The organism is Methanosarcina sp. UBA289 (assembly GCA_002496565.1).
GTDB lineage: Archaea > Halobacteriota > Methanosarcinia > Methanosarcinales > Methanosarcinaceae > Methanosarcina.
Window position 1 is genome coordinate 208,391 of record DAKJ01000015.1, and the last position, 23,926, is coordinate 232,316.

Annotated in this window: 24 protein-coding genes; 19 read left to right on the forward strand and 5 right to left on the reverse strand. The window is 40.7% G+C overall.

The window, feature by feature from the left end:
• The first annotated feature begins 500 nt into the window (after positions 1-500).
• Positions 501-1,190: a hypothetical protein gene (locus BP549_RS05225; protein WP_292378712.1), complete on the forward strand. Its 690-nt coding sequence runs from the start codon at positions 501-503 to the stop codon at positions 1,188-1,190.
• 371 nt (positions 1,191-1,561) lie between these two features.
• Here the strand turns inward: BP549_RS05225 and BP549_RS05230 are convergent, their stop codons facing one another.
• Together BP549_RS05230 and BP549_RS05235 are read right to left on the reverse strand one after the other, a co-directional pair.
• A complete protein-coding gene (locus tag BP549_RS05230; protein ID WP_292378714.1) occupies positions 1,562-4,300 on the reverse strand; it encodes a DEAD/DEAH box helicase in 2,739 nt (912 codons plus the stop codon).
• Positions 4,301-4,387: 87 nt separating this feature from the next.
• A complete protein-coding gene (locus BP549_RS05235) occupies positions 4,388-6,178 on the reverse strand; it encodes a DUF2207 domain-containing protein (RefSeq protein ID WP_292378716.1) in 1,791 nt (596 codons plus the stop codon).
• A gap of 538 nt (positions 6,179-6,716) precedes the next feature.
• Here BP549_RS05235 and BP549_RS05240 point away from each other — a divergent pair.
• From BP549_RS05240 to BP549_RS05310, 15 genes are all read left to right on the forward strand, one after another.
• Entirely contained in the window at positions 6,717-7,208 is a 492-nt protein-coding gene (locus BP549_RS05240) for an NADH-quinone oxidoreductase subunit B family protein (protein WP_292378718.1), read from the forward strand.
• Between the two features lie 1,369 nt (positions 7,209-8,577).
• The gene (locus tag BP549_RS15850) at positions 8,578-9,618 is read left to right on the forward strand and encodes a hypothetical protein (protein ID WP_394339063.1); all 1,041 of its coding nucleotides are present in this window, start codon (positions 8,578-8,580) and stop codon (positions 9,616-9,618) included.
• A 477-nt stretch (positions 9,619-10,095) separates the two neighbouring features.
• On the forward strand, positions 10,096-10,686 hold the full coding sequence (locus BP549_RS05250) for a 50S ribosomal protein L15e (RefSeq protein WP_292371356.1): 591 nt from the start codon (positions 10,096-10,098) through the stop codon (positions 10,684-10,686).
• Positions 10,683-11,126, forward strand: coding sequence for an RNA-binding protein (locus tag BP549_RS05255; RefSeq protein ID WP_292371357.1), 444 nt, complete (start codon positions 10,683-10,685; stop codon positions 11,124-11,126). Before BP549_RS05250 ends, BP549_RS05255 begins: the two co-directional genes overlap by 4 nt.
• Positions 11,119-11,838, forward strand: a complete 720-nt coding sequence (rnp3, locus tag BP549_RS05260) for a ribonuclease P protein component 3 (protein ID WP_292378725.1) — start codon at positions 11,119-11,121, stop codon at positions 11,836-11,838. Before BP549_RS05255 ends, rnp3 begins: the two co-directional genes overlap by 8 nt.
• Positions 11,835-12,218 carry an Rpp14/Pop5 family protein gene (locus BP549_RS05265; protein ID WP_292371460.1) on the forward strand — a complete coding sequence of 128 codons (384 nt, stop codon included), beginning with the start codon at positions 11,835-11,837 and terminating at the stop codon, positions 12,216-12,218. The genes rnp3 and BP549_RS05265 overlap by 4 nt, the downstream gene beginning before the upstream one ends.
• Positions 12,219-13,072: 854 nt before the next feature.
• Entirely contained in the window at positions 13,073-13,822 is a 750-nt protein-coding gene (psmA, locus tag BP549_RS05270) for an archaeal proteasome endopeptidase complex subunit alpha (RefSeq protein WP_292371361.1), read from the forward strand.
• Positions 13,823-13,903: 81 nt separating this feature from the next.
• Positions 13,904-14,596 carry a ribosome assembly factor SBDS gene (locus BP549_RS05275; RefSeq protein WP_292378846.1) on the forward strand — a complete coding sequence of 231 codons (693 nt, stop codon included), beginning with the start codon at positions 13,904-13,906 and terminating at the stop codon, positions 14,594-14,596.
• A gap of 11 nt (positions 14,597-14,607) precedes the next feature.
• The gene (gene rrp4, locus BP549_RS05280) at positions 14,608-15,390 is read left to right on the forward strand and encodes an exosome complex RNA-binding protein Rrp4 (protein WP_292378728.1); all 783 of its coding nucleotides are present in this window, start codon (positions 14,608-14,610) and stop codon (positions 15,388-15,390) included.
• A 73-nt stretch (positions 15,391-15,463) separates the two neighbouring features.
• Positions 15,464-16,990 carry an exosome complex exonuclease Rrp41 gene (gene rrp41 / locus BP549_RS05285; RefSeq protein WP_292378731.1) on the forward strand — a complete coding sequence of 509 codons (1,527 nt, stop codon included), beginning with the start codon at positions 15,464-15,466 and terminating at the stop codon, positions 16,988-16,990.
• Positions 16,974-17,774 carry an exosome complex protein Rrp42 gene (gene rrp42 / locus BP549_RS05290; protein ID WP_292378734.1) on the forward strand — a complete coding sequence of 267 codons (801 nt, stop codon included), beginning with the start codon at positions 16,974-16,976 and terminating at the stop codon, positions 17,772-17,774. Before rrp41 ends, rrp42 begins: the two co-directional genes overlap by 17 nt.
• A 174-nt stretch (positions 17,775-17,948) precedes the next feature.
• Positions 17,949-18,233, forward strand: a complete 285-nt coding sequence (locus BP549_RS05295) for a 50S ribosomal protein L37ae (RefSeq protein WP_292371369.1) — start codon at positions 17,949-17,951, stop codon at positions 18,231-18,233.
• 20 nt (positions 18,234-18,253) lie between these two features.
• A complete protein-coding gene (locus tag BP549_RS05300) occupies positions 18,254-18,391 on the forward strand; it encodes a DNA-directed RNA polymerase subunit P (protein ID WP_011021777.1) in 138 nt (45 codons plus the stop codon).
• A gap of 5 nt (positions 18,392-18,396) precedes the next feature.
• Positions 18,397-18,870: an rRNA maturation protein gene (locus tag BP549_RS05305; protein WP_292378736.1), complete on the forward strand. Its 474-nt coding sequence runs from the start codon at positions 18,397-18,399 to the stop codon at positions 18,868-18,870.
• A 139-nt stretch (positions 18,871-19,009) separates the two neighbouring features.
• Positions 19,010-19,261 (forward strand): KEOPS complex subunit Pcc1, encoded by a 252-nt coding sequence (locus tag BP549_RS05310; protein ID WP_292371387.1) that lies wholly within the window; start codon positions 19,010-19,012, stop codon positions 19,259-19,261.
• Between the two features lie 190 nt (positions 19,262-19,451).
• Here the strand turns inward: BP549_RS05310 and BP549_RS05315 are convergent, their stop codons facing one another.
• Positions 19,452-20,339 (reverse strand): hypothetical protein, encoded by an 888-nt coding sequence (locus BP549_RS05315; protein ID WP_292371389.1) that lies wholly within the window; start codon positions 20,337-20,339, stop codon positions 19,452-19,454.
• Positions 20,340-20,453: 114 nt separating this feature from the next.
• Here BP549_RS05315 and BP549_RS05320 point away from each other — a divergent pair, with 114 nt between their 5' ends.
• The gene (locus tag BP549_RS05320; protein ID WP_292378739.1) at positions 20,454-20,609 is read left to right on the forward strand and encodes a hypothetical protein; all 156 of its coding nucleotides are present in this window, start codon (positions 20,454-20,456) and stop codon (positions 20,607-20,609) included.
• A 60-nt stretch (positions 20,610-20,669) separates the two neighbouring features.
• On the opposite strand, the gene BP549_RS05325 is transcribed toward BP549_RS05320, so the two are convergent.
• On the reverse strand, positions 20,670-20,843 hold the full coding sequence (locus BP549_RS05325; RefSeq protein WP_292378742.1) for a hypothetical protein: 174 nt from the start codon (positions 20,841-20,843) through the stop codon (positions 20,670-20,672).
• A 587-nt stretch (positions 20,844-21,430) separates the two neighbouring features.
• Positions 21,431-21,826 (reverse strand): Mov34/MPN/PAD-1 family protein, encoded by a 396-nt coding sequence (locus BP549_RS05330; RefSeq protein WP_292371391.1) that lies wholly within the window; start codon positions 21,824-21,826, stop codon positions 21,431-21,433.
• 407 nt (positions 21,827-22,233) lie between these two features.
• On the opposite strand from BP549_RS05330, the gene BP549_RS05335 reads away from it, so the two are divergent.
• Entirely contained in the window at positions 22,234-23,469 is a 1,236-nt protein-coding gene (locus tag BP549_RS05335) for an NADP-dependent malic enzyme (protein ID WP_349680980.1), read from the forward strand.
• Positions 23,470-23,638: 169 nt separating this feature from the next.
• Entirely contained in the window at positions 23,639-23,794 is a 156-nt protein-coding gene (locus tag BP549_RS05340) for a hypothetical protein (protein WP_292371394.1), read from the forward strand.
• Positions 23,795-23,926 lie beyond the last annotated feature (132 nt).

The following is a 23,926-nucleotide window of genomic DNA, read 5'->3' on the forward strand; positions in this document are numbered from 1 at the left end:
AAAAAGAATGAATATCTTCAAAAGAGAATGATTATTTTTATACTGGAATAACTGCTGAAATAACTGCTGGAATAATTGAAAAACACCAGAAATTGAAGGCGAAATGGTAATCGAGAGATATTAATTAAATTTTGCAATTAGATTAAGTAATGACTTTGATTACTTTGTAAGTTCAAAGGTTATTATTTATAAATATCTATGAATATGAGTCGGGGCATTATATTCTATAATTATTCTACATATTTTTTCTGTATAAATACTCGAACAATCAAAGATTAGTGAGTTATCTCAGATTCAAAATAATAAAAGTAGCATAATTTCATACTTTGTCCCAAAGATTTATAACAAACTAATTATAAGTAGTTTATGGGGTTCAAAAGTAATTTCCGAGATACCCCGAACTCCATAAAACATGCCCTAAGAGACACGATTAAGTTAGCTTTGCGCATATTTAAGCTTACCTGATTCTGTCTCCTGGGTGCTAAATAGGAGTATAAAATATGAAGTGTAATAAAAGTGGAACAGGCATATTTTTATTAGTAATGCTATTGGCTAGTATTGCATTGATACCAGCTGCAAGTGCACAAGAAAATGCGACTAAAAAGGATCTTTCCTTTGGTCCAGAAACTCTTAATGAACTGAAAAAGGATACGAATTTTATTGCTGCATATGGAAGTATACCAGCTTTCGAAACTTCGGAAGAGAGAGACCAATGGATTGATACTCTTGGCAAAATAATGGAAGAAATAAATGCAAATTTTGACCATGAAATGTCAAAGTATTCCTATCCAAATGGTCCAGTAACAGGATGTGGTGTAACCATTGATGGTGTTCTAAAGGTAGGGATCAACAAGAGTGAGAAAGTTGAAAAGCCTTTTATGGACGAAATATATAAGATCTTTGACTCAAAAGCAAGCCAGATGGGGCTTAAGGAAGTCCCTGTGGTATTCGTATATGAAGATAATCCTGTGCCAGTTGCTACTGAAACGCTAAATTTGTCTATATCTAGAGAAAAAAATACTGGAAGACTTAGTAATTCTAATGATGATTCTGAATATAACAATGGAAATATTTCAAACATAAATAGCTCAAGTGAAAACGATTCGAGCAAAAATAACTCTACTCCAGGCTTTAGTTTATTGGGAGGTTTGACCTGCCTATATGGAGGGTGGAAGTTCAGCAAGAAGTAACACAGGGCTTGGATTGCCAGACCGCTAAATGATAATCTGTTACCTACTATGTCTGGAACGCGAAGTAAAGATAACCTGATGTATCGAAACTCCGCACATGTTCTAAGGTACTAAAACACTTTATTTTTTTAGGCGATGGATTTTGAGCAAAATCAATGAGGAAGTCACTATTTTGTTGTACTAGGACTTACACGGTTGAACTGATAAATCGATATGTTTTTAACCTTCAACATTTTAAACTTGATAAAACAAACCCTCTCAACAAACTTTTTCGCCTTATTTAAGTAAATTCGGCAGGCAGTGCTGTTTTTTTCTTTTCTCAACTTATTTTCCTTATAGCCAGTTCTGTTTCCTTTTTTCAGTTCACTTTTTCAGTTCACTTTCCTGATAATCAGTTTCTTCACAAACTTTTTGTTATTTTTTTCTTCATTGGCTTCGCATCCTTCTTTTTCTGAAACTTCAATCCAAAGTCTGAAGTTATAATCATTGCCTGCTCCAAGGTCTCGAATGCAGATTCCAAGAGGCTTCTCCCTTGTAGGTTCTTTTTTTCCTCGTAGTTTCTGGTGAAAAGTTTTTGCGGCAGCCTTTTCGGGAACAGGAGCAGAGATTACTCCGATCATTCCGCCATTTTCGTCCGTGGCAATAAAGGTTCTTTCCTTTTTCTCCTGCGATACTGAGACTTCCTGTTTTATGGCTTCCCGCCTGAGCTGGCGTCTGACCCTGCTCAGCGCGTCTTCGGTATTTCTCTTTTCGGGAGCAGGTCTGGAAACCCGGACTTCGGAAAGGTGTTTTTCTTTTCTCTCAGGCGGAACATAAGGAGCTTTTCCAAGGAGTTCGTGCAGGAGCATGATTGCAGCATGCTTATCCAGGGGTTCGTTATTGTTTCCGCATTTTGGCGACTGAATACAACTTGGGCAGCCGTTTTCACATGGGCAGCTTTCAATTGCTTTTAAGGTGCCGTCAAGCACCTGTTCAATCAGATCATAACCTTTTTCAGCGTATCCGACTCCTCCCCTGTGCCCGTCATAAATGAAGATTCCGCTTTTGCCTCCGAGGTCAGGATGAGACGGAGTGGAAACTCCGCCTACGTCGCTCCTGTCCACAAGCAGGTGAAGAGGGTACATTGAAATCATCGCATGCTCGATTGCATGGATCCCGCCTGCAAAATCAAGTTTATGCTCTCCTACAAGTTCCTGAAGTTTATCCGGAAGCTTGAGCCACAGAGCCATTGTCTGAAGGCTGACAGGGGGCATCTCAAGGTTGTGAGCGCTCATTATATCATTGCTCTGAGTCTGGATTTTCCTGTAGCCTATAACCCTGTCCGTTACCTCAACTTCTCCAAGCCCAACTTCTACCTCCGGCGCGTGTAAAAGCGGCTTTATCGCATAGGTCTCCTGCACAAACACAGAAGAGTCGATCATAGGTTTCGTATAATAGGTATCATGCGTCTTTACAGCATGGATTTCCTTCTTTTCATGGTCGATCCTGTTTATGTAATAGGATTCTCCCCTGTGCATATAAACCGCACCAGGATGGCATTCCCTGAAGGCAAGCATTTCCTCAATGTCTTTTTCTATGGGGAAGCGTTTTTCCCCTTCAAAAGTAAGGAGCGAGTAAGTGTTATTATCGATTCCCCGAAGCGAAACGTGTTTGTAAGGAAACGGGTCAGTCGAATACTTCAGGTCTTTACCTGCAAGCAGGCCTTCAGCTTCCAGAAGTTCCACAACTCTTGGATACCCATTTCCGAAATATTTCTCATCGGACTCCCGCAGAGGAATCTCTTTTGCGGCACAGAGCAGGTGCCCTGCAAGGATATATGGATTTTTGGGGTTAAGCACCGCATTTTCACTGCTTCGTGTAAAAAAGTCTGCAGGGTTTCTCATGTAATATTGATCAAGGGCGTTTGTACCTGCAACAAGGACAACAAGGCTTTCATTTCCACTCCTGCCTGCCCTGCCTGCCTGTTGCCTGGCACTCATTACTGTACCTGGGTAGCCGTCCAGAATACAGGCATCAAGTCCTCCTATATCTATCCCGAGTTCAAGCGCATTTGTGGAAATAACCCCTCGAAGTTCTCCTGAATTCATTTTCTTTTCGATTTCTTCCCTTTCCCTGTCAAAATAGCCGCTCCTGTACGAACAGATGGCAGGGGAGAGGTTTCTACTCCTCAAAAGCTCCCTGCAGCTTTTATACATCCTCTCAACTCCCTGCCTGGACCGAGTAAAGGCCAGGGTCTGAAGTCCTGCCTGAACAGACTTTGCAAAAAGCGAAGAAGCCTCAGAAAAGCTGCTTCTCCGGAGTGTACATCCCTTATTATTCAGATAAAGTGGAGGATTCCAGAAAACGAATTGCTGGCTGCTCTGAAAAGAGCCATTATGCTCAATTATTGAGGCTTTTCGTCCGATAAGAGTTTCCGTATGGTCTTCCGGATTTCCTATGGTTGCAGAACAGCAGATAAATTGTGGAGACGCCCCGTAATACTCAGCCACACGTAAAAGCCGCCTGAGCAGGTTTGCCATATTGCTGCCTATAACTCCTCGATAATAATGGCTCTCATCAACAATTATGAACTTAAGGTTTGAGAAAAAGCGCCTCCATAGATGATGCCAGGCAAGAAAACTCATGTGAATCATTTCAGGGTTTGTCAAAACAACATTGGTTTGCCCTTCTCTGACCCTCCTCTTCTCTGCCTCTGAAAGAGCGCCTGTATAACGGGCTATGCCTGCACCTGATTCCAGCGCCTTTTCAAATTCCAGAAAGGATTTTAACTGGTCATTTACAAGTGCGTTTAAAGGAGAAATGTAAAGGGCAGTTGCTTTAGGTTCATTAAGAATAGTTTCAAAAACAGGAATCATATAAGTAAGGGACTTTCCGCTTGCAGTGGTCGTGCAGAGTACAATGTCTTTTCCTTCCCGGATATTTTCTATGGCCTCTACCTGATGAACGTAAAGATCTTCGATTCCGATGCCTGAAAGGGCTACTTTTACTTGAGGTTTAAGCTCCAAAGGAGAATACTGAGCTTCTCTTGCAGGAATTTTCTCATTATGAACGATCTGATTTTCATAGCGGCTGGAAGTTTTTATCTGATCTAGAAAGCGGGATATGTCCATTTTTTTTCGGCACCGTTTTATTTTATCCGGGGAATGTTATTTTTATAGTATTTTGCTTTTTTGTTCCTATTTTTGGTTATCTCTATCTTATTTTGAAGCGTCTCCACCTCCAGAGCTGCCATTAACGTTGTTCTCTCTATTTAGATCTCCAGAACGATTTATATTATCTTCTAGATTTATATCTACAGAATAGGATGAAGACGAGACGTTCCCACAACTGTAGCTAGAAGAATCATAGCCAGATCTATTAGATCTATTATAATTGTAACTTATGGGATAGAAGTGACTTTCTTCTAGCTGGTCAGATGGGACAACCAGAGCCATATTTTGAAGATTTTCCTTTGCGACTCCCAGAGAGGCTGCATACACTACATAAGAATCCCAGATCTTTATTGACTCAGGAGAATATTCTTTGAGAGCAGAAAGATCTGTAAGATATTTTTTAAAATTGTCCCATTGTTTATAGTAAAGGTTTCCTTCAGGGGTCCAGCGCCCAAATATCGTTATGAATGTGCCTGAGCACCTTATCATGACAAAACCGAAAATCCCGATTAAACTGGTCAGTACATTTATCTTTGAGGCCAGAGGAAACACGTTTGAAGGGAAAATTCCCGAAATTAGAATATAATAAACAATTGCGGCTAATAGAATTGATCGGGAAAAGAAATTCATATATTTGTTTCCTGTTGATTGGAATAATTTATCAAACTCAATGTGTGCTTCAACTTTTCTATTCCACGCATTTATAAATCGATAAAAATCCGTTCCGTTTTCAAGATCTTTTTTAAATTTTTCCCAAGAAACATTTCTTTCAAAAGCATGGGCTTTTAATAAATAAAGCACATCTTTTTCAAAATCTTCAAGCTCAACTAAGTTTTCATTAGGTTCCGAATATATCTCGTCGTTGACAAGTTCGATCATAAAGTTTTTGGATTCGGGCTCTGGAGTGCTTAATGAATCTGTGTCTTCGGGTTTTAAATTTCGCAAAGAGATGTAATTGCGGTTAGCAAGATCCATAAATGTAGCAGTAAATCCTTCTATTTTAGAAATTCCCATTCTTCCACTGATAATAGCATTAACGATTGCGGGTTTGGCATCTGAAGGAGGTTTTCTTTCATACGTCTCTTTGTAATCTATTTTCTCTTCTCTTCCATATCTAAGGTATATAAGAAAAGGAAATGCCAGGACAAAAAATGCAAATAAAACGGTCTTCCTATAAAGGTCGTCTAAGATCAAGGTTTTCTGTTGATATACTTTTTCAACAGCTAATGTTTCTTTGAGTCCCTTGGTATTGTCTATCTGGACAAAATTGGGATTGGGGGATTCAATTCTTGAGAAAATCGCTTTGATTTCATACCATTGGGTGGAAGGGATCGTGCCTGTCCTTAAACTAATTACATTATCTTCTATATGCACTTCTTGAGTATAAGCAGCCGGATGAATCCAGTATTTGAGTTCACTTTCGTTTTTCATCGGAAGCTTAACATTTCCTTTAAAGCTCTTCAGAGGTTTCTCCCATTTTCCTCCCCACAGCTTATAACTAAATTCAGAGACATCCCTGTAAACTTTTACTACACCATAACAATCGTATGAAACAAAAAGAGTAACCTTTTCTGGAGTAGGATCTGGAAGCTTGCCTATTACTATATATCCTTCTGGAATTCTTTCGACTTTGAGTGTACACGCTTTATCTGAACATTGTGCCTCAACATTCCGAATAGATTCTCCAGGTAACGCCTTGAGTTCTCTATGAATATCAATGTAATGTCCATCAAATGCATATGAAACCGATTCTTCAACATGGGCTATACCCTTTGCATTAACAGTTATATTTGTCTCAGCTTCTTCAAGTGAGTATTTTGCACTTGCTAAGGACACTAGGCAAAGACAAAGCAGCAAAAGAATTATTGATTTAAATAACAACGAATTAATATTTGCCTCTCTGGCAGCTTTACAAGAGCCATTCGAAAGCCCCAATCAAGTTTCCCCCAACCCTATATTATTTCCCAGATTATTATATTATCCAGAATCTTTTTAATACTTAGGTTCAAACTGGTTCGCAGATTCCTGTTTTTTGTAAAGTTTAGGTTGGGCAAATATTCTTTTCAAGTATATGAAACATATAATCATACAATCTTCTCAAGTAGATTGTTATATATTATTTTGTATTTATAATAATTATATATAAAACGTTTTTATCATGGCTCTGTAGAAAACTTATCTAAATCAGCTACAATAGGCTGAAAATAAAGGAGTGAAAACAGGTCAAGCTATTCAGTTCAAATTAATGAAAATTCTTTATTTCAGAGGATTTCTACAGAGCCTGGAATCTCACTTTTCATAATCAAATTTATATATATAAACTCAGTATAAAATTAATAGCACTAAATTTTATTGCGTTCCAAGAGAAATGTTTATGTCATTATCAAAATCTCCATGGATTATACACGTAAATTGTAACAGTTGTAATGGCTGTGATATTGAAGTAATAGCTTGTCTTACTCCTATATATGATGCTGAAAGATTTGGTGTTTTAAACATCGGTACTCCCAAGCAAGCAGATATTATGGTAGTTACAGGCGCGGTGAATTACAAAAATGTGAACGTTCTTAAAAACATCTATAATCAGATTCCAGATCCAAAAGTTGTTTTGGCAGTCGGTTCCTGTGCATCCACAGGTGGAATTTTCCACGGCTGCTATAACGTAATAGGCGGAGTGGATCAGGTTATACCCGTAGACGTATATGTCCCCGGATGTTGCCCAAGACCTGAAGCCATACTTGATGGAATCGCGGCAGCTCTTCCGATTCTAGAAGATAAGAAGAAAAGGAATATCAAAGGAGAAGAGGTAAAACTTAAAGGAAATGAGATGCCAGCATCCAGTGATTCCTTAGGCACGCCACGCTGAAGTAAAAGTGGTGTAGTCTTTTTCTTAGTAATATAAAAGCCGTTTATTTGTGTTTTTTTCTTTTTGTTCGGTCTCTCTCATTTTATGATTTTCTGTATCTTTTTTGCTTCATCTGTTAGTGTTTTTAGTTTTTTCTGTTCCTTCCTGTTTCCTTTTATTCCGTCTTATTTTGTAAAATCAAACTTGTTGATTATGCGTATAAAGCAGTCCGAAGTACTAATCATCGCATGCATTTATTCGCCAGTAGACTATAATTAGGGAATATATTATTCTAAATTCCATATGGATTAACTGAAATATGAGCTTAATATACTGCAGATTTGTGCTAGTCCTTTTTATATATTCAAGTTTTTATATATTAAAATTTGAGTTAAGACAGTTTGCTTATATATATATACTTTCTAGCAAGATCATCAAACAATCAAACCCAGGGAAATAATTGAGAATTCAAAATAAGTGTGAAAATCACATAATTTGAAAATTTCCACAGAAAATTTATAAGGAATCAACAGAGAGGAGTTTATGGAGTTCAAAAGTACTTTACAGGACAACCCAAATTTCGCAGAATACCCTACGTGGCATTATGCATGTTAGCTTTGTGTATATATTTTAAGCCTACCTGATTCTGCCTCCTAGGGAAAAACAACTACAACTGGGAGTCAGACTAATGATTAAAGAACAATTTGGAATGGGAACACTAATTTTAGCAATACTGCTGGTTGTTGTGGGATTGGTACCAGCTGTTAGCGCAGAGGAAGAGGATAATTATTCTGTAACTGCGGAGAAAGCCTTTGAACACGCAAATGCGCACATAATAGATTTCATGTCATCCGATGCTCCCGGTTTTGAAAACTGGACAGGGGCATCTATTGATCCTGAACCACTTGAGCTTTATGATATAAACGGTCAAAAATTATTTTATGAATTTTCAGCATATAAAAATAATAAATTAGTAGGTAAAATTTACATTAGTGCCAATAAAACACTAGGACCCTCAGTCCAGGTTATCGAACTAACTCCAAATTTGTATAATACAACTGAAGCCTTGAACAAATCAATTGAAGTTGCCAAAAACGAATATCCGGGTGGGGAAATAAAATCAACTAAGGTGGTTGAATATAGCTATCCCCGTATTGGTGCAATGACCGTAATAAAAGACAAGACTTCAGGAGATGAACATCGAATATTTGTAGATGTATACAGTCTTGAGGTGGTACCAGATAAACCTGCAACTGAAACACAACTTGGCGTCTGGTCAATGTACGAACACAAAGTGAAGAATAGAGTAGGTGGAAATTTAATAGAGTGGAATAAAAGTGAGAAATATACTGAATCTATAGAAAAAGACTTGGTTAATAAGGGAATTTGTATTAGTGTGCCAGTCACATTAGACAATTATTCAAATTATGAAATCAGCAATGTATACTATGGGTATTATCACTACTTTTTTGGTCTTAATTCATATGGAAATACTGTAATTGCCAGGTATGGAAAACTTCCTGTGCTAAAAACTGATGAACAAAAAGAAAACTGGAACTCTACTCTTGAAGAGCTTGGCAATAATATAAAAGATACAGTTACCTCCAAATACATGTATCCTCATGGAGAAGTAGTAACATGTGGAACTAATTCCAAAGGGTATTTTGTGATTTTATTCAAGTACGGTAATGTAAGTGAATCGCTTATAAACGATATCTACTCTCTAGTTGATAATTCTGCAAAGCAGATGGGTATACAGGATATTCCGGTAGAATTCGGGTATGGTATATATAGAGAAGAAATCCCACTGGATTCGGAACGGGGCATTTATCATTGGTTTGGGGAAAGTACAGAGAATCTGTCCGAATCAGACATACATGTTATTGAAGAATATATGAAGAGAAAGCCTGAGCAGCTTACAAATGGGAGTATTGCTACTTATGGAAAAATTCCTCTATTGAGAGACAAGATAGAGTTTGACTCATGGATGAATAAGCGGATGTTGATTGTAAACAGTATCCGTGAAAAAATGGCTCCGTATATGAAAAAAGAACAGGTAATATCATATGGGGTCGGGTTCACCAGGATAGAAGTCGGAATTTATGAAAACTTATCCTCTGAAGAAAAGACCGCTCTCGCTAAAGAAATTTATCAAATTATTGATGAAGAAGCAAGAAAACAAAATATTACTAACGTCCCAGTTGCTTTTAACTATTCTGGAAAAGTGGGGTTAGACGAAGGAGTTGAAGAAACTAATTTATCTGCGTCTGAAGAAAGTAGCCGGGAGCCTAATAATTCAAAAAACACTGGTTTTGACAATAATAATAACTCAAGTGGGGATAAACCGAGTAAAAATAACTCTACTCCAGGTTTCAGTTTATTGGGAAGCTTGACCTGTCTATATGGAGGATGGAAGCTCAGGAAAAAGTAATGCGGGACTTGGACTAATCTGATCGCTGGAGATTTTTTATGATCCATTATATACCTGGTGTAGAACACGAATAGAACATGATTTTTGAAGCTCTCTATATTTTAAGAGCTAAAATTTTCCTTCTCTTTGCGGTGGTTGGTATGAGCAAAATCAATAAGGAACTCGCTATTTTGATTGTTTTTCTAATTCTCATAGTATTTGCGGGAACATTTATGAAAACACCAGTTGATACGAAAACGTCAGTAAAGAGCTAAAGGTAGCTGGCTTCTTTATTGGGTTTGAAGATGGTGTTTCCGAATCGGAAGTTCAAACCTCTTTTTGCGTAGATTTTTCACTTAATTGAGTTGTGCACAGGCAAAGATTTAAATCAGATGGTTCAGTTTATCGCATGTTTCATTTTCGGGATTAGGTCCCGTTGGAATGTAGTCCTGCAGGCAGGGCTGAACCGTGAAACAAAAGTGAAACTTGGTGTTTAAATTGGTAAAATCTTTTTATACATACGTACGTGATGCATGGAAAACCCCTGGTGAGACTTACGTGAACGAGCTACGCTGGGAGCGCATGCAGGTCTGGAGAAAGCAGGGATCCGTGACCAGAATCGAAAGACCCACAAGAATCGACAAGGCACGCTCCCTTGGATACAAAGCCAAGCAGGGTATTGTCGTTGCCAGGGTAAAGGTACGCCGCGGAGGACTTGGTAAAACAAGGTTCAACCGTGGAAGAAGGACCCAGAAAATGGGAGTAAACAAGATCACAGGCGGCATGAGCATTCAGAGAATTGCTGAAGCACGTGCAGACCGCAAATACCCGAACCTCGAAGTCCTGAACTCCTATTGGGTAGGGGAGGACGGAAAGAACAAGTGGTATGAAGTCATTCTTGTAGACCCCCACCACCCTGTAATAAAGAGCGACAAGAACCTGAACTGGGTATGCGACCCGTCTATCAGGGACAGAGCCGCAAGGGGTAAGACCAGTGCCGGCCGGAAGGGCAGAGGCATGTCTACACGCGGAAAAGGTACTGAAAAGACCAGACCGAGTATCCGTGCACATCAGAGTCGAGGCAAGTGATTCATCACATAATACTGCGTGTGATCGCCCACGCAACCGAAGACGTATCCAGAGTCCGTGCGGCTCTGGACTTTTTTTTATCCGGTGCCGGCGTCCGGGAAGGAAGCAAACTGATTGAAGAGATCCAGGCTGAAGGGCACCATGGAAATCCCATTACCATCTTGAGCGTGCAGCTTAAAAAAAAGGCAGACTGTCTGAGTTTTGCCCATTTTGTTCGGGAAAGATTTTCTGAAAAAGACGTAGTAAGGCTCAGGGAAGAAATGCCTGAAAGGCTGGACGACAACCAGGTCTTCCATCTCCGCTTTGACAAGCAGGCTGCATACCTGCAGCAGGTAAAGCTGACTAATTCTTCGGATGCGATCACTGCAAAAGTCAAAATCGAGACCTATCCGAAGAACCGGGAAAAAGCCGGAGCTATTGTGGAGGAATTGTTTGGGTAAACCGAAATTCTACGATTTTTGCGTTCATGCAGTGCCTGATGGGGAGAACACGATTGAGCAACTTTCTACCCTTGCCAGACATTTAGGGTACAGCGGGATTGCGCTTGCAAATCATTCTGATAAACTTCCTCAATCACAGCCTGTATTACCCACCACTAATGAATTTGAGGTTTTTAGGGGTATCGAACTTGTGGAGGAAAACCCTTCGAAACTTCATGGGCTTATAGGAAAATTCCGGAAATCCGTGGATGTCTTAATAGTGCACGGAGGTTCCGAAACTATCAACAGGGCTGCACTGGAAAATCCGAGGGTAGATATCCTGAACCATCCAGCTTTTGATAAGAGTAACGGATTAAACCAAGTGCTTGCAAAGGCTGCGGCTGAAAATGATGTTGCAATCGGCCTGACCCTGAGACCACTCCTTCATTCAAGAGGCCCAAGACGAGTTCGTCTGTTGTCGGATCTAAGAGCAAACCTTGACCTTGCCAGAAAGTACGATGTTTCCCTTCTTCTTTCGAGCGATGCAATGTCCTGTTTTGATCTTCGCTCTCCTATGGAGACTCTTGCTCTGGCTGAGATTTGCGGGCTTGAAGAAGACGAAGCCCTTGAAGCCATCACTACTGTGCCCGAAAAAATTATTTCAAGAAGCCGCCCTGATCCAGGCTATATTAGAGAAGGTATTGAAGTGCTTGAGGAGGGAGATTGCTTTTGAAACGCCTGCTTCCTTCGCTTCGTGCGAAAAAGCGTTATTTGGCCTTTGAGTTGATTTCCGAGGCACCAGTCAGCAGGAGTGATCTGATCAAAGAGGTCATGTACACGGCTTCTTCCTTGCTTGGAGATATCACTACCAGTGAATGTGATATCAAAGTGCTTGGGTTCGAAGACTCAAAAGGTATTATCCAGTGTTCTCATACAAAAGTAAAAGAAACGAGAGCTTCTCTGGCAACTCTCACAAGGATCAACGGAAAAAGGGCAACTTTGCATATACTTGGAATTTCAGGCACTGTTAAAAGGGCAACCGAGAAATTTCTTCAAAATCGTACTACCTTTGAGTCCGAAATCAATATAAAATCCAAAACGGCTGAAGAATAACAAGCTGAGCAGGATTCAGGAAAGTTAAATTCTGAGTTTGGGATAATTATATAGTTTTTCTGGTTACTGGCTTTTGTGCCAGGGTTGAAAATTTTCAACTTTTAGGCTGTCAGAAAACCATTTAGTAAACTGTCAGGACGCTGTCTAATATATACTATGATGAATGAGTATATTAATGAGTATATTAGTGTAACAAGCATAATATTTATTGGCAAAGGATTATTGACAGAAATATAGCTGGTCCAGAAATTAAATCAGGACTATTGCAGGTCTGAATAAAAAGCAGATCGAACCCTGGTAGGGTGAATCGGTGTAAACTAAAATCTTTCTATAAAGATCTCAAAATCTGGCTTTAAGTACCGGAAAATTCCGGGTCTCACAAGCGTTATAACTGAGTAAATACACTTTATTAACGACTTAGTTAACATTGGAACTAAACCTTAAGAACATTAAAAGGGTTCTCGTGTACGAGAATCCAGATCCTTGAAAAGTACTTTACAGGGTAGAAATGCCTTTGAATTCCCTGTAATGAAGTATTTTCAGCAGGTTTCGTTCGAAAAAATCTCTCAGGATTGAAAGCTCCGAATAAAAGGTTAAAAACTCTAATAAGGAAGAAATACGTTATAAGAAATCAAAAGTCGGTTTCCTTGCCTGAGTGCTGGGTCGGGGACTTTAAGCTCCTGAATCTTCGGGATAGACGCGCATCAGTTCATATTTACTGACCAAAGCCTTTTTGGGTAAGGCAGTGATTTAGCTGACGAGCCTGCGGATAGAGATCCTTAAAGGAAGAAAGACCGGTTTCTTGCCGGGAAAATGAAAACAAAATAAGATAGAAATTAAGGGAGATACGGAATATGCAGATGGCACCACAGATGGGCTATGATAGGGCAATTACGGTTTTCAGCCCTGATGGAAGACTTTTTCAGGTAGAATATGCCCGCGAAGCGGTCAAGAGGGGAACAACAGCCGTAGGAATTAAGGCAGCTGATGGGGTAGTGCTGCTCGTTGACAAGCGAATAACCAGCAGGCTTGTAGAAGCCGAATCAATCGAAAAAATTTTCCAGATTGACGACCACATAGGAGCTGCAACTTCAGGGCTTGTGGCAGATGCCCGCTCTCTTGTTGACAGAGCCCGTGTAGAAGCGCAAGTCAATAGAGTTTCTTATGATGAACCCATAGGTGTGGAGGTTATCTCCAAGAAAATCTGCGACCACAAGCAAACTTACACTCAGTACGGCGGAGTTCGGCCATACGGGACTGCACTTCTGATTGCAGGCGTGGACGACAATCTTCCCAGGCTCTTTGAGACTGACCCGAGCGGTGCTCTTCTGGAATACAAGGCAACAGCCATAGGCGCAGGCAGAAGCGCGGTCGTTGAGGTCTTTGAAGCTGAATACAAGGAAGATATGAATATTGATGCAGCTATCCTTCTAGGTATGGACGCACTCTATAGAGCTGCCGAAGGCAAGTTCGATGCCTCTACTCTTGAGGTGGGTGTTGTGTCGCTTCAGGATAAGAAATTCAGGAAATTAGTTCCTGAAGAAGTTGAAAATTATGTTCAGAAGATCCTTGAGAAACACAGGGAACCTGAACACAAAGAATAAAATCTATATATATTTGAAAGTGAGTACTCAGAGAATCTTTGGATTCTCAAAATTATTATATTTTGGAGAAGGTATTTGAAAATGGTGTCCCTGGACGAGGCAGTGACTGCTCGGCTTAAAAGAGGCAGCAAACACTTCGAAGTCCTGGTCGAGCCCGAAGGAGCTCTGGCCTACAAGCGAGGAGAAGACGTAAGCCTTGAAGATATTCTGGCGGTTGAAACTATCTTCGAAGACGCAAACCGAGGGGACCGAGCAGCAGAATCCGATATTCTCAACACTTTTGAGACAACGGATCCCTTCAAGATTGCTGCCGTGATCCTGAAAAGCGGGGAGCTTCAGCTCACTGCTGAACAGAGAAAACGCATGCTTGAGGAAAAAAAGAAAAAAGTTATCTATACCATTTCCAGGAATGCAATAAACCCCCAGACAAAAGCACCTCATCCTCCCGCAAGGATAGAAAAGGCGATGGAAGAGGCAAAGGTGCATATAGACCCCTTAAAAAGCGTGGATCAGCTGGTCAATATCACAATGAAAGCCATTCGCCCGCTTATACCTATACGCTTTGAAGAGATCAGTATTGCTGTGAAAATCCCTCCCGAATATGCTCCCAAAGCATACGGAGATATTTCCAAGATAGGAAGCATTACAAAAGAAGAATGGCAGCGTGATGGCTCCTGGATTGCAGTTGTCAGAATTCCGGCAGGAGTCCAGACTGATTTTTACGCTCTTATAAATCATCTTACGAAGGGAGAGGCTCAAACTAAACTTTTATAAGAGGATGTTGGATGGATAAAAAAATAGTGATCCCTGGTGACCTGCTATCCGAGAATTCGAAAAAAGCCGGATACGGGACTTATGTCAAGAACGACAAGATCTATTCTTTATTTTGTGGTATTGAAAATCTCAAAGAAGACAAAGTTGGAGTGATCCCTCTTGCGGGAGCTTATATCCCTTCCGCAAATGATGTGGTGATCGGGATCGTTATTGTGGTTACGCCATCCAACTGGATAATGGATATTGCTTCTCCTTATGAAGGCCTTTTCCATGTATCCGAGTATCCTAAAAGAATAGAGTCCCGGGAGATGCGTGAAGTTCTGGACGTAGGCGACTCTATAATCCTTAGAGTAAAAGATGTAGATCATTCCATGAAAGTCGAGCTTGCCCTCAGAGATTCGAGCTTCCACAAGCTGAAAACAGGCCAGATTGTCGAAGTTGAGCCTGTGAAAGTCCCACGTGTGATAGGACACGGCGGTTCCATGATCTCAATGCTAAAGAAAGAAACAAACTGCAGCATTTTCGTTGGTCAGAACGGCAGAATATGGATCGATGGAAAAGACGACGATGTGGAGCTTTTAAGTAAGGCTCTCCGGAAGATTGAAGCCGAAGCCCAGCGTTCCGGATTGACAGATAGGATCTATAACTTTTTGAAACGTGAGCGGAGCAAGCAGAAAGAGCCAAAGCCCGCCAAGTTTTTTAAAAGCGGTAAGAAAGAGATAAAGTTACCAAAAGAAGATCATTCTGAAGAAATTTACAGGAAGATCGATGTGTTGCTGGACCCGGATAACTAAATTCCGGATAGTTCTAAGGGACTTTAGGGAAGCTCTGTAAAGTAGTTGTTAGGAGTTTTTTGGAGATTAAAGTATGAGTGATAAACCTGATAAATTAATCGCTGACGATGGGCTGCGCCTTGACGGGAGGCATGCGGATGAAATCAGGCCCATGAAAATTGAGATCGGCGTACTTTCGCGAGCCGACGGTTCATGTTATCTTGAATGGGGACGGAACAAAATCCTCGTAGGCGTATTTGGCCCGAGAGAAGCTCATCCCCGCCGTTCACAGCGTGCAGATACTGCAGTTATTCGTTACAGATATAATATGGCTTCTTTTTCAGTGGAAGACCGTGCCAGGCCCGGACCCAGCAGGCGGAGTATTGAAATTTCAAAAGTTTCCAGGGAAGCTTTTGAGCCGGTGATTATGGCAGAGCTCTACCCGAAAACTGCAATTGACATTTTTGTGGAAGTTCTTCAGGCCGATGCAGGAACAAGGACAGCAGCAATTAATGCCTCAAGTATAGCGCTTGCCGATGCAGGTATTCCTATGAAAGGCCTTGTTACTGCATGTGCTTTTGGAAAAGTCGATGGCCAGATAGTGCTTGACCTCAATAAGGAAGAGGATAATTATGGTGAGGCTGATTTTCCAGTTGCAATGACCCAGGACGGAGAAATTACCCTGCTCCAGATGGACGGAAATCTTACTCCGGAAGAAATACGAAAAGGCTTCGAGCTTATAAAGAAAGGCTGCAAAGAGATCCTTGAAATTCAGCAGGAAGTCCTGAGAAAGAAGTTTGAAACGCCTGTTGAAGAACCTGAAACCGAGACTGCGGAAGAGACTGTAGAGAGTGAGCTTGAAGTTGTAGAAACTGAACCTTCTCTTGAATATGCTCCCGAAGCAGCGGTTGTAGAGGAGACTATTGAGGAAGCTGAAGAGCTTGAGGAAGAAGGGCTCTCCGAAGAAACCGCTGAGGCCTGTGCTGTTAATGAAGAGGCTCCTGAGTGCGAGGAGCTTGAAGAGATCATTAGAGATGCTAAGGCTGAAGTAGTAGAAGGAGAAGCTATAGAAGAAGTAATTGAAGCCGAAATCGAAGAAGAGGCTGAAGAAGAAGCATTTGAAGACGAAGCTGATTTTGAATCTGCTTTCGAGGCTTCTTTTGGGGAAGTTTCCGAATCTGAGGAGATTGAAGAATCTGAACTTGAAGAAACGGTCTCCGAAGAAGAAGCAGAACTCGAGCCTGAAACCGAGAAATGTGCGGAAGAAGTCCAGCCTGAAGCAGAAACTCAGCTTGAAGAAGAGGCAGGTGTTGAAGAAGAGCCTCAGCTTGAACAGGAAGAGGCCCAGCTTGAAGAAGAACCTAAACTTGAAGAGGAAGTGCAGCCTGAAGAAGAAGCCGGGATTGAAGAAACTGCCTCAGAAGAAACTTTTGAATCCGAGGTAGAGATTGAGTCTGAAGCTGAGTCCAGGAAAGAGACTCCTGCTGAACAAACAGTAGAAGTTGAAGAAGAGCCTGAAGAAGAGCCTGAAGAAGAGCTTGAAGAAGAAGCATCCAAAGGGCCCTGGAAGGTAGTAAAAGACCCCTCTGAATCCGGAAACAGAGGTGAAAACAATGAGTGAAGTTATTGCAACGCTTAAGAAGGATTATATTTACAACCTTATGATTAAGGGAAAGCGCCAGGATGGCCGCGGCTTTAAAGATTTCAGGGATATAAAGCTCGAAACAAATGTTATCTCGAAAGCCGAAGGTTCGGCAAAGGTAACTCTGGGAGATACCCAGGTTCTTGTAGGAGTCAAGCTTCAGACAGGAACTCCTTTTCCGGATTCTCAGGACGAAGGCGTAATTATTACCAACCTGGAACTCAATCCTATTGCTTCCCCGGAGTTTGAGCCAGGTCCACCCAGAGAAGAAGCAATCGAAATGGCAAGAGTTGTGGACAGGGGAATCCGGGAATCGGGCGCAATTGATATAAAGAAGCTCTGCATAACCGTTGGAGAATCTGTCTGGATCGTCTTCATAGATGTCCATGTCCTCAATGATGATGGAAATGTCATTGATGCATCCTGTCTCGCTGCTATTGCGGCCCTTATGACTACAACTGTTCCGAACGAGCAGCAGGGAATCGGTGCGAATGTACCCCTTGCGATGAAAGAAATACCTGTTGGCGTGACTCTTGCCAAGATCGGATCAAAGCTTATGGTGGATCCTTCACTGGATGAGGAAGCCGTTTGTGAGACAAAATTAACTGTGGTCTCAAGTTCGGACGGATCTATTGCTGGCATGCAGAAAATGGGCTCTGCTTCTTTCACCGAGGCCGAGGTGTTGGAAGCAATAGATATGGCACGTGAAAAGGCAGCTGAACTCAGGGAACTTTACCTGGAAGAACTGGTAAAGCAGGAATAAACCAGGCAGGACTAATTAAATATAAATATTAAATGCCAGTATTTACGGTCTAGTATACATGCAATTGGTAATTATAGAACCTGAAAATCTGGGTCTCAGGGACCTGACTCGTGAGCCAGCAGGTTCTGAGTTCAATCACTTAGATTAGTATTTACATTTTAAGGAGTTTTAACGATGGCAAAAAAGTTCACTAAGAAAGGAAGGATTTCCAGATCAGCAGGCAGATTTGGTCCCAGATATGGAAGAAAGGACAGAAAGCTTGTTGCAGACCTGGAAGAACGCATGCGGGCTCCACACGTATGTACAAAATGTGCCAGGCCTACCGTGAAAAGAATTGGAACTGGTATCTGGAAATGCAGCAAATGTGGACATACCTTCGCTGGCGGAACTTATATTCCCTTTACCAGTGTTGGGCAGACTCTGTTGCGTACGATAAAGAATGCTACTGAGGCAAAGTAAAATCTTTAGGTTGTGGTTGTATGGGTTATAAGTGCACTCGATGTAAACAGAAAGTGGAAATCGATTACGAGTACACAGGTATAAGGTGTCCGTACTGCGGACACAGAATCCTGGTAAAAGAGCGTCCTACAACCATTAAACGCATTAAGGCCGAGTAAGGAGTATGCTGGTTACTTCTTCTCGTAAACCTTCTGCAAGGACCAGGGCACTTTGCAAGTTGCTTTCGCGGTTTATAGCCAGCAAGTGCATAACACGCGGAAAAATGAGCATGCAGGAACTCCTTGAGTTTGCAGAGGGTGGGCCTCTCATAGTCGTAGGAGAGTACCACGGAAATCCCGGGGAACTCAGCTTTTATGATGAAGTCGGAAAGCTCCTTTTCTCGCTCAGGTTTACGGACTGGTATTCTAAGGAACTTGATTCCTACTGGTTTTCCGAAATAGAGCCAGTGCTCGCAGGCCAGGGAGAGATTGCGAGCGCCTTTGAGGCTTTCTTCCATTTTCAAAGGGTTGAAAGTGATAAAATTGATCAACTTCCTTCCAGTTCCACCTTAATAGTGATTGAGGAAAAGGATATTGATTTTATGGGTGGTGGAAAGTCCCTTTTTAAACTTAATATCCGAGGTTTTAAAAAATACTGACCTCCAAAACCCTTATATTTAAAGTCGAATTTTATAAGTCGATTTCATAGATTAGCAGCTTAATAATGTTTTCCAAAAAATGAGAACTCAATTTTTTTCTTATCCGCTTCAAAAACAGGTTTTTTTCAGGAGGAATTCCTTGAAACTTTTCGCAGAGTTCATTTTTGAAACCGAAACTGCAGAAACGACATACAGGGCTCTCCTGCCCGAACTCGATGATAGCTTCTCACAAAGATCTGCAATAGACCTGTCCCTTGAGAATGCAAACAAGCTGGTACTGGGTGTAAAAGCTGAAGATGCGGTTTCCCTGCGTTCAGCCTTAAATACCTGGTTCAGACTTATCCAGATTGCCCAGGAAGTTCTTGAGGTTACAACGGAAGCTCGTTGTTAATCGCCCGACTTTTGCTTCAGGAGTACATGGTTCTTATAGCTACTCAGGTTCTTTTTTCTGCGCTCAAGAGGACTAATTTAGGGACAAGAAAGTCTACTTTCTCAACTTGCTCAGGAGGGCTAATTTAAAAATCGGGGGACAGATATTGGGACAGATATTTTCGTGTTTTCTGTGGGGTTATAATACCTAGTCATATTTTCTTCGCTTCATTAATCATATAAATGCAAAACTTTTTAGTTTCTAATGCCAATCCAAGGCTAAAGACTTCTGGGTTCAATATCAAATCATTTTTAACGTTAATTATTTTATTAAAAACCGATAGCCAAGGAACATCATCTCTAATTGTTGGAGCTTTCGTGTGTAAATTATGGATATGGCATCCTTTTATAGATTCGTCAGGTATCATTTCAATGTTATTGATAAAATGACTATTTATATTATTAGAATAACCTTTGGATACTTGTGTGTACATAGTCCTAAAGTCTATAACAAAGCCAATATACTTCTGATATAAAGGATAATTCTGAATTAAAAACTCCCAGAATTCTTTCATCTGTGTACCGTTTGATATTACATGTCCGGTTCTATTTTCAATAAGAATTGTTGGCTTTACTTTAAATTCGTCTTTAAAGTTATTAAATAATTTAATAGCAGATTCAGCAATGAATTGGTTTGTATTAGGCTTTTTTCCGGGATGGATTTCTATCACGGAAGGAGGTAATCCCATATGTCTAGCAATATCGATGTTCATCTCTATAAACCGATTTACCCATGGTTCACTATACCATTTTAAATAGCATTTAGGGGCTAAAGCAGGTTCTGTGTGAAAGATGTATCTAATGTCTCTTGGAAGTTTATCATCTTTCAAATACAATTTATTTATAGCTTCTTTAGTTAAAAATTCACCCACACTTAATCCTAAAAATTCAGTTTCGGTTTTTCTGACAAAATTAGCAGGGAACTCTACAAAATTAAAGCTATATTGCTTTGCTTTTTCCCATCGATTAAGTAATCCCCCTCTACAATTTTTAGAATTAACTCCACCCACATTAGGAAATACAAACCATGTTTCACCCATACACATCAAGGTAATTTATACTGTTTAAAGGCTTTTAAATTTTTGCTGCCTTTAGGGTTCATCGTGATTATTAAAATAATTACAAAAGTATACCTATTTTTCATAGGTGGTGAGATGGAAAATGAGAGTAAAACCAGATCTAAAATAAAAAAATTAATTAGATTTCTTTTAAGCTCGTTTGATTCCGGCAAGCAAAAAGAAAAGTTATTCAAGCATTGCGGAATTTTTGTCAGGGCTGGAGGTTTGCTTCAATTCATTTTAACACTTTAAACCTCTTTTTTGAGCTCTTTCGTCATTCTGAGCTTTTTTTGCCTTTTGTTTTTCACATTTTTAATAACTATTCGCTCCGGATTTTTTAGATTTGGAACCTTTGTTTGGCCTGAAAGCCCGTTCCGGGCACTTCTTGGAATCGGTTTTCCCGCGCACTTCAAAACCCAGGCTGAAACATTCGCCTTTTAGCTCATCAATAGCCGTATAAAATCTACAATCTTGGCATGTAGGCATTCGAATTACTACCTCCATATATGAAGGCCATCTGGTCTTAGTCCCAGAATGTTTGCCCGGATACAATCTCTGAAGCAAAAGATTGTTTTCTTCAGACATCTTAAGTACAGGAATGTATCCTCTAAATAATATGTATCTGTAAATAAAACATTTTTGGTATACTACCAGAATGAAGGTAGGGATTTTGTATCTGGTCAACAGCTGAAAAATTACAATAACTACTTAAAGTTATTTATACAAATGTCCAGAAAGCTTTTGCCGGTCATTTGTTGTTTGCTTGCTGACTATGAGGTTATTTAATGGTTACGCCGATTATTTCAGTGGAATACCCATAGCTTGCTGTGGGATGCGCCAGCGCAACTTTGATAGCATTTTATTGGTTATTTGATGACTATCTATTAATATTTGCCAGCTATTTGTCGATTACTTTATGCTGCTTCTCGGATCTTCGATACTGCGGTTTTTGCTAACTGCATGATTATTTTTTGTTAATAGGATTTGCAGAAAACTGTTCTGGATGGATTAACTTTTTCCGGCAGCGATGAACTCTTTCTGGGCAAATGAATTTTTCAGAGCTGTTTCTTAAGTCATATTTCTTCATAGTCCTCAAATTCAACATCAAGCACGGAGAGTTCGATTATTTTTCCTTCCCTATTATAGCATGTCCAGCTTTGACTATCATAGGGGCGGCCAACTATGATATGGTAGTTTCCTGTTTTTGAAAAGAGGCGCAGGTCAGCCTTTGAAGGACTGCGATTTGGGCCCGGATGGCTGTGGACTGAGCCTGCGGCTTTAATGTTCGGCATCATAGAAAGTCTGAGAACCGCATTTGAATCACTGGATTCTGTTCCAGGCAATATGAGAACTTCAGTGATGATACCATCTTTTTCCTGCAAAAGTCCGGCAAATTCCTGAGGAGCCATGGATTTGCTCGCCTCCAGGATGAAATTAAGGGTATCACGGGCTATTCCTTTAACTTGCATAGAAGATTATTCTCCTGATAAGGTATATCTTTTCTGGGTAATGGATGAGAATGGATTGATTCGCACAGTGGGGTTTTCTGCAGTTATAACACTAATCGGGTTCTAGGGACTGTAAATTTTATTATTAATCATAGAATCAAGGTAGTTAGTTCAGATCAGTTGGTTTAGGTCGTTAATAGTTTGGGTTGACCAGTTTCAGAATTATAGCCAGTGAGTTTATCTACGGTTTGAACAGACTATTACACAGGAAATTTTATTTCTTTGAAATTAATCGGTTTAAGGTTTTATTCTCAAACTAAGTATTGTAAGGGGGTATTGGGATCAAAAATAAGCACTCAGTTTCAGGGTTGGCTACGAATTTGAAAACGGATTCAGGAAAAAACTTGAAAAAAGATTCTGTAGAGGATCTGAAAAAATACCAGGAAAAAAACAGTGATCCACACACATCCTTATATCAGGAATCACTTGCCGTGCACAGAAGACTTGGAGGCGTACTCGAGGTTGCGAGTAAAGTCCGCCTTCAAACGATACATGACCTCAGCATTGCCTATACGCCAGGAGTGGCCGAGCCGTGCAGGAAAATAATCGAGGATCCAGAGCTTGTCTATCTCTATACCTTGAAGAGAAATACTATTGCTGTTGTCACTGACGGGTCGGCAGTGCTGGGGCTGGGAAATATAGGACCTTATGCCGCACTGCCTGTGATGGAGGGAAAAGCAATAATTTTCAAAGAATTTGCAGGCATTGACGCCTTTCCGGTCTGCCTGGACACGCAGGAAACCGAAGAAGTAATTAAAACGGTAAAGCATCTGGCTCCTGCTTTTGGGGGCATTAATCTTGAAGACATCAGTGCACCGCGTTGCTTTGAAATCGAAGACAGATTACGTGAAGAACTCGATCTGCCAGTTATGCATGACGACCAGCACGGGACAGCCATCGTAGTTTTTGCCGGGCTTCTCAATGCCCTTAAAATTGTGAATAAAAAGTTAAATGAGCTCCAGATAGTGATTTCAGGCCTTGGAGCTGCAGGAGTTGCAATTTTTCGGTTTTTGATTCGGGCAGGGGCAGATCCAGCAAGAATTCTTGCCTGTGACAGTAAAGGGCTTTTGTATGAAGGCCGGGAAAGTGACATGAACCCTGTAAAAGAGGAAATTGCCAGGCTCACAAACCCTGGAAAATTGAAAGGAGGACTTGAAAATGCCTTCCTTAATGCTGACGTTTTTATAGGGGTCTCTGTGGGAGACATAGTCAGTGAGGAAATGATTAGATCCATGGCAAAAGATGCAATAGTAATGGCCATGGCAAACCCTGTGCCTGAGATAATGCCTGATGCTGCAAAACGAGCAGGTGCGAGAATTGTTGCTACGGGAAGGTCGGACTTTCCAAACCAGCTTAATAACTGCCTGAGCTTCCCGGGAGTTTTCAAAGGAGCTTTAAACACCTGTGCAAGGAAAATAACGCCTGAAATGGAAATGGCCGCAGCCTATGCCCTTGCGGAGGTTGTAACGATCAGTGAACTTTCTGAAGATAACATAATTCCTGACCCTCTTGACAGGCGTGTCGTGCCTGCGGTTGCGAAAGCCGTTGCAAGTGCATCACTTGAAAGCTGTGTTGCAAGGAAGAGCCACGAAGACAATGCCTGAGAGGTCCGAACTTCGGTTAATGGTTCATTTACGGACAAGGTTTTCATCTATTTTGTCCATCACGATCAGTACGATTAATCTTCAAGACCAATCTTCAGAACTATTGTTTCACAAAGAACTTGAACCTAAATTACATACTTTTTCTGTTAAGTATTGTGGGTGATATGGAATGAACTGCAATGAACTGAGAGATGGTCAAACTCTTGTTTGTGAGAAATGCGGGCTTGAGCTTAAAGTGATAAATGAGTGCACAGATGATAGCTGCGCCACAGGCTGTGTCGGCGATATAGATTGCTGCGGAGAGCCAATGAAACTGAAGGAGTAAGCAGAAGAGTAATATGAGAAAGTAAAAAAGCAAACAAATGAACTGCCAGAATATGTAAAAGGTAATATTATCTAGGTAATATTATCTAAAAAATCGTGTGTATCCTTAATTTTTATGGTTTTTTCTTAATAA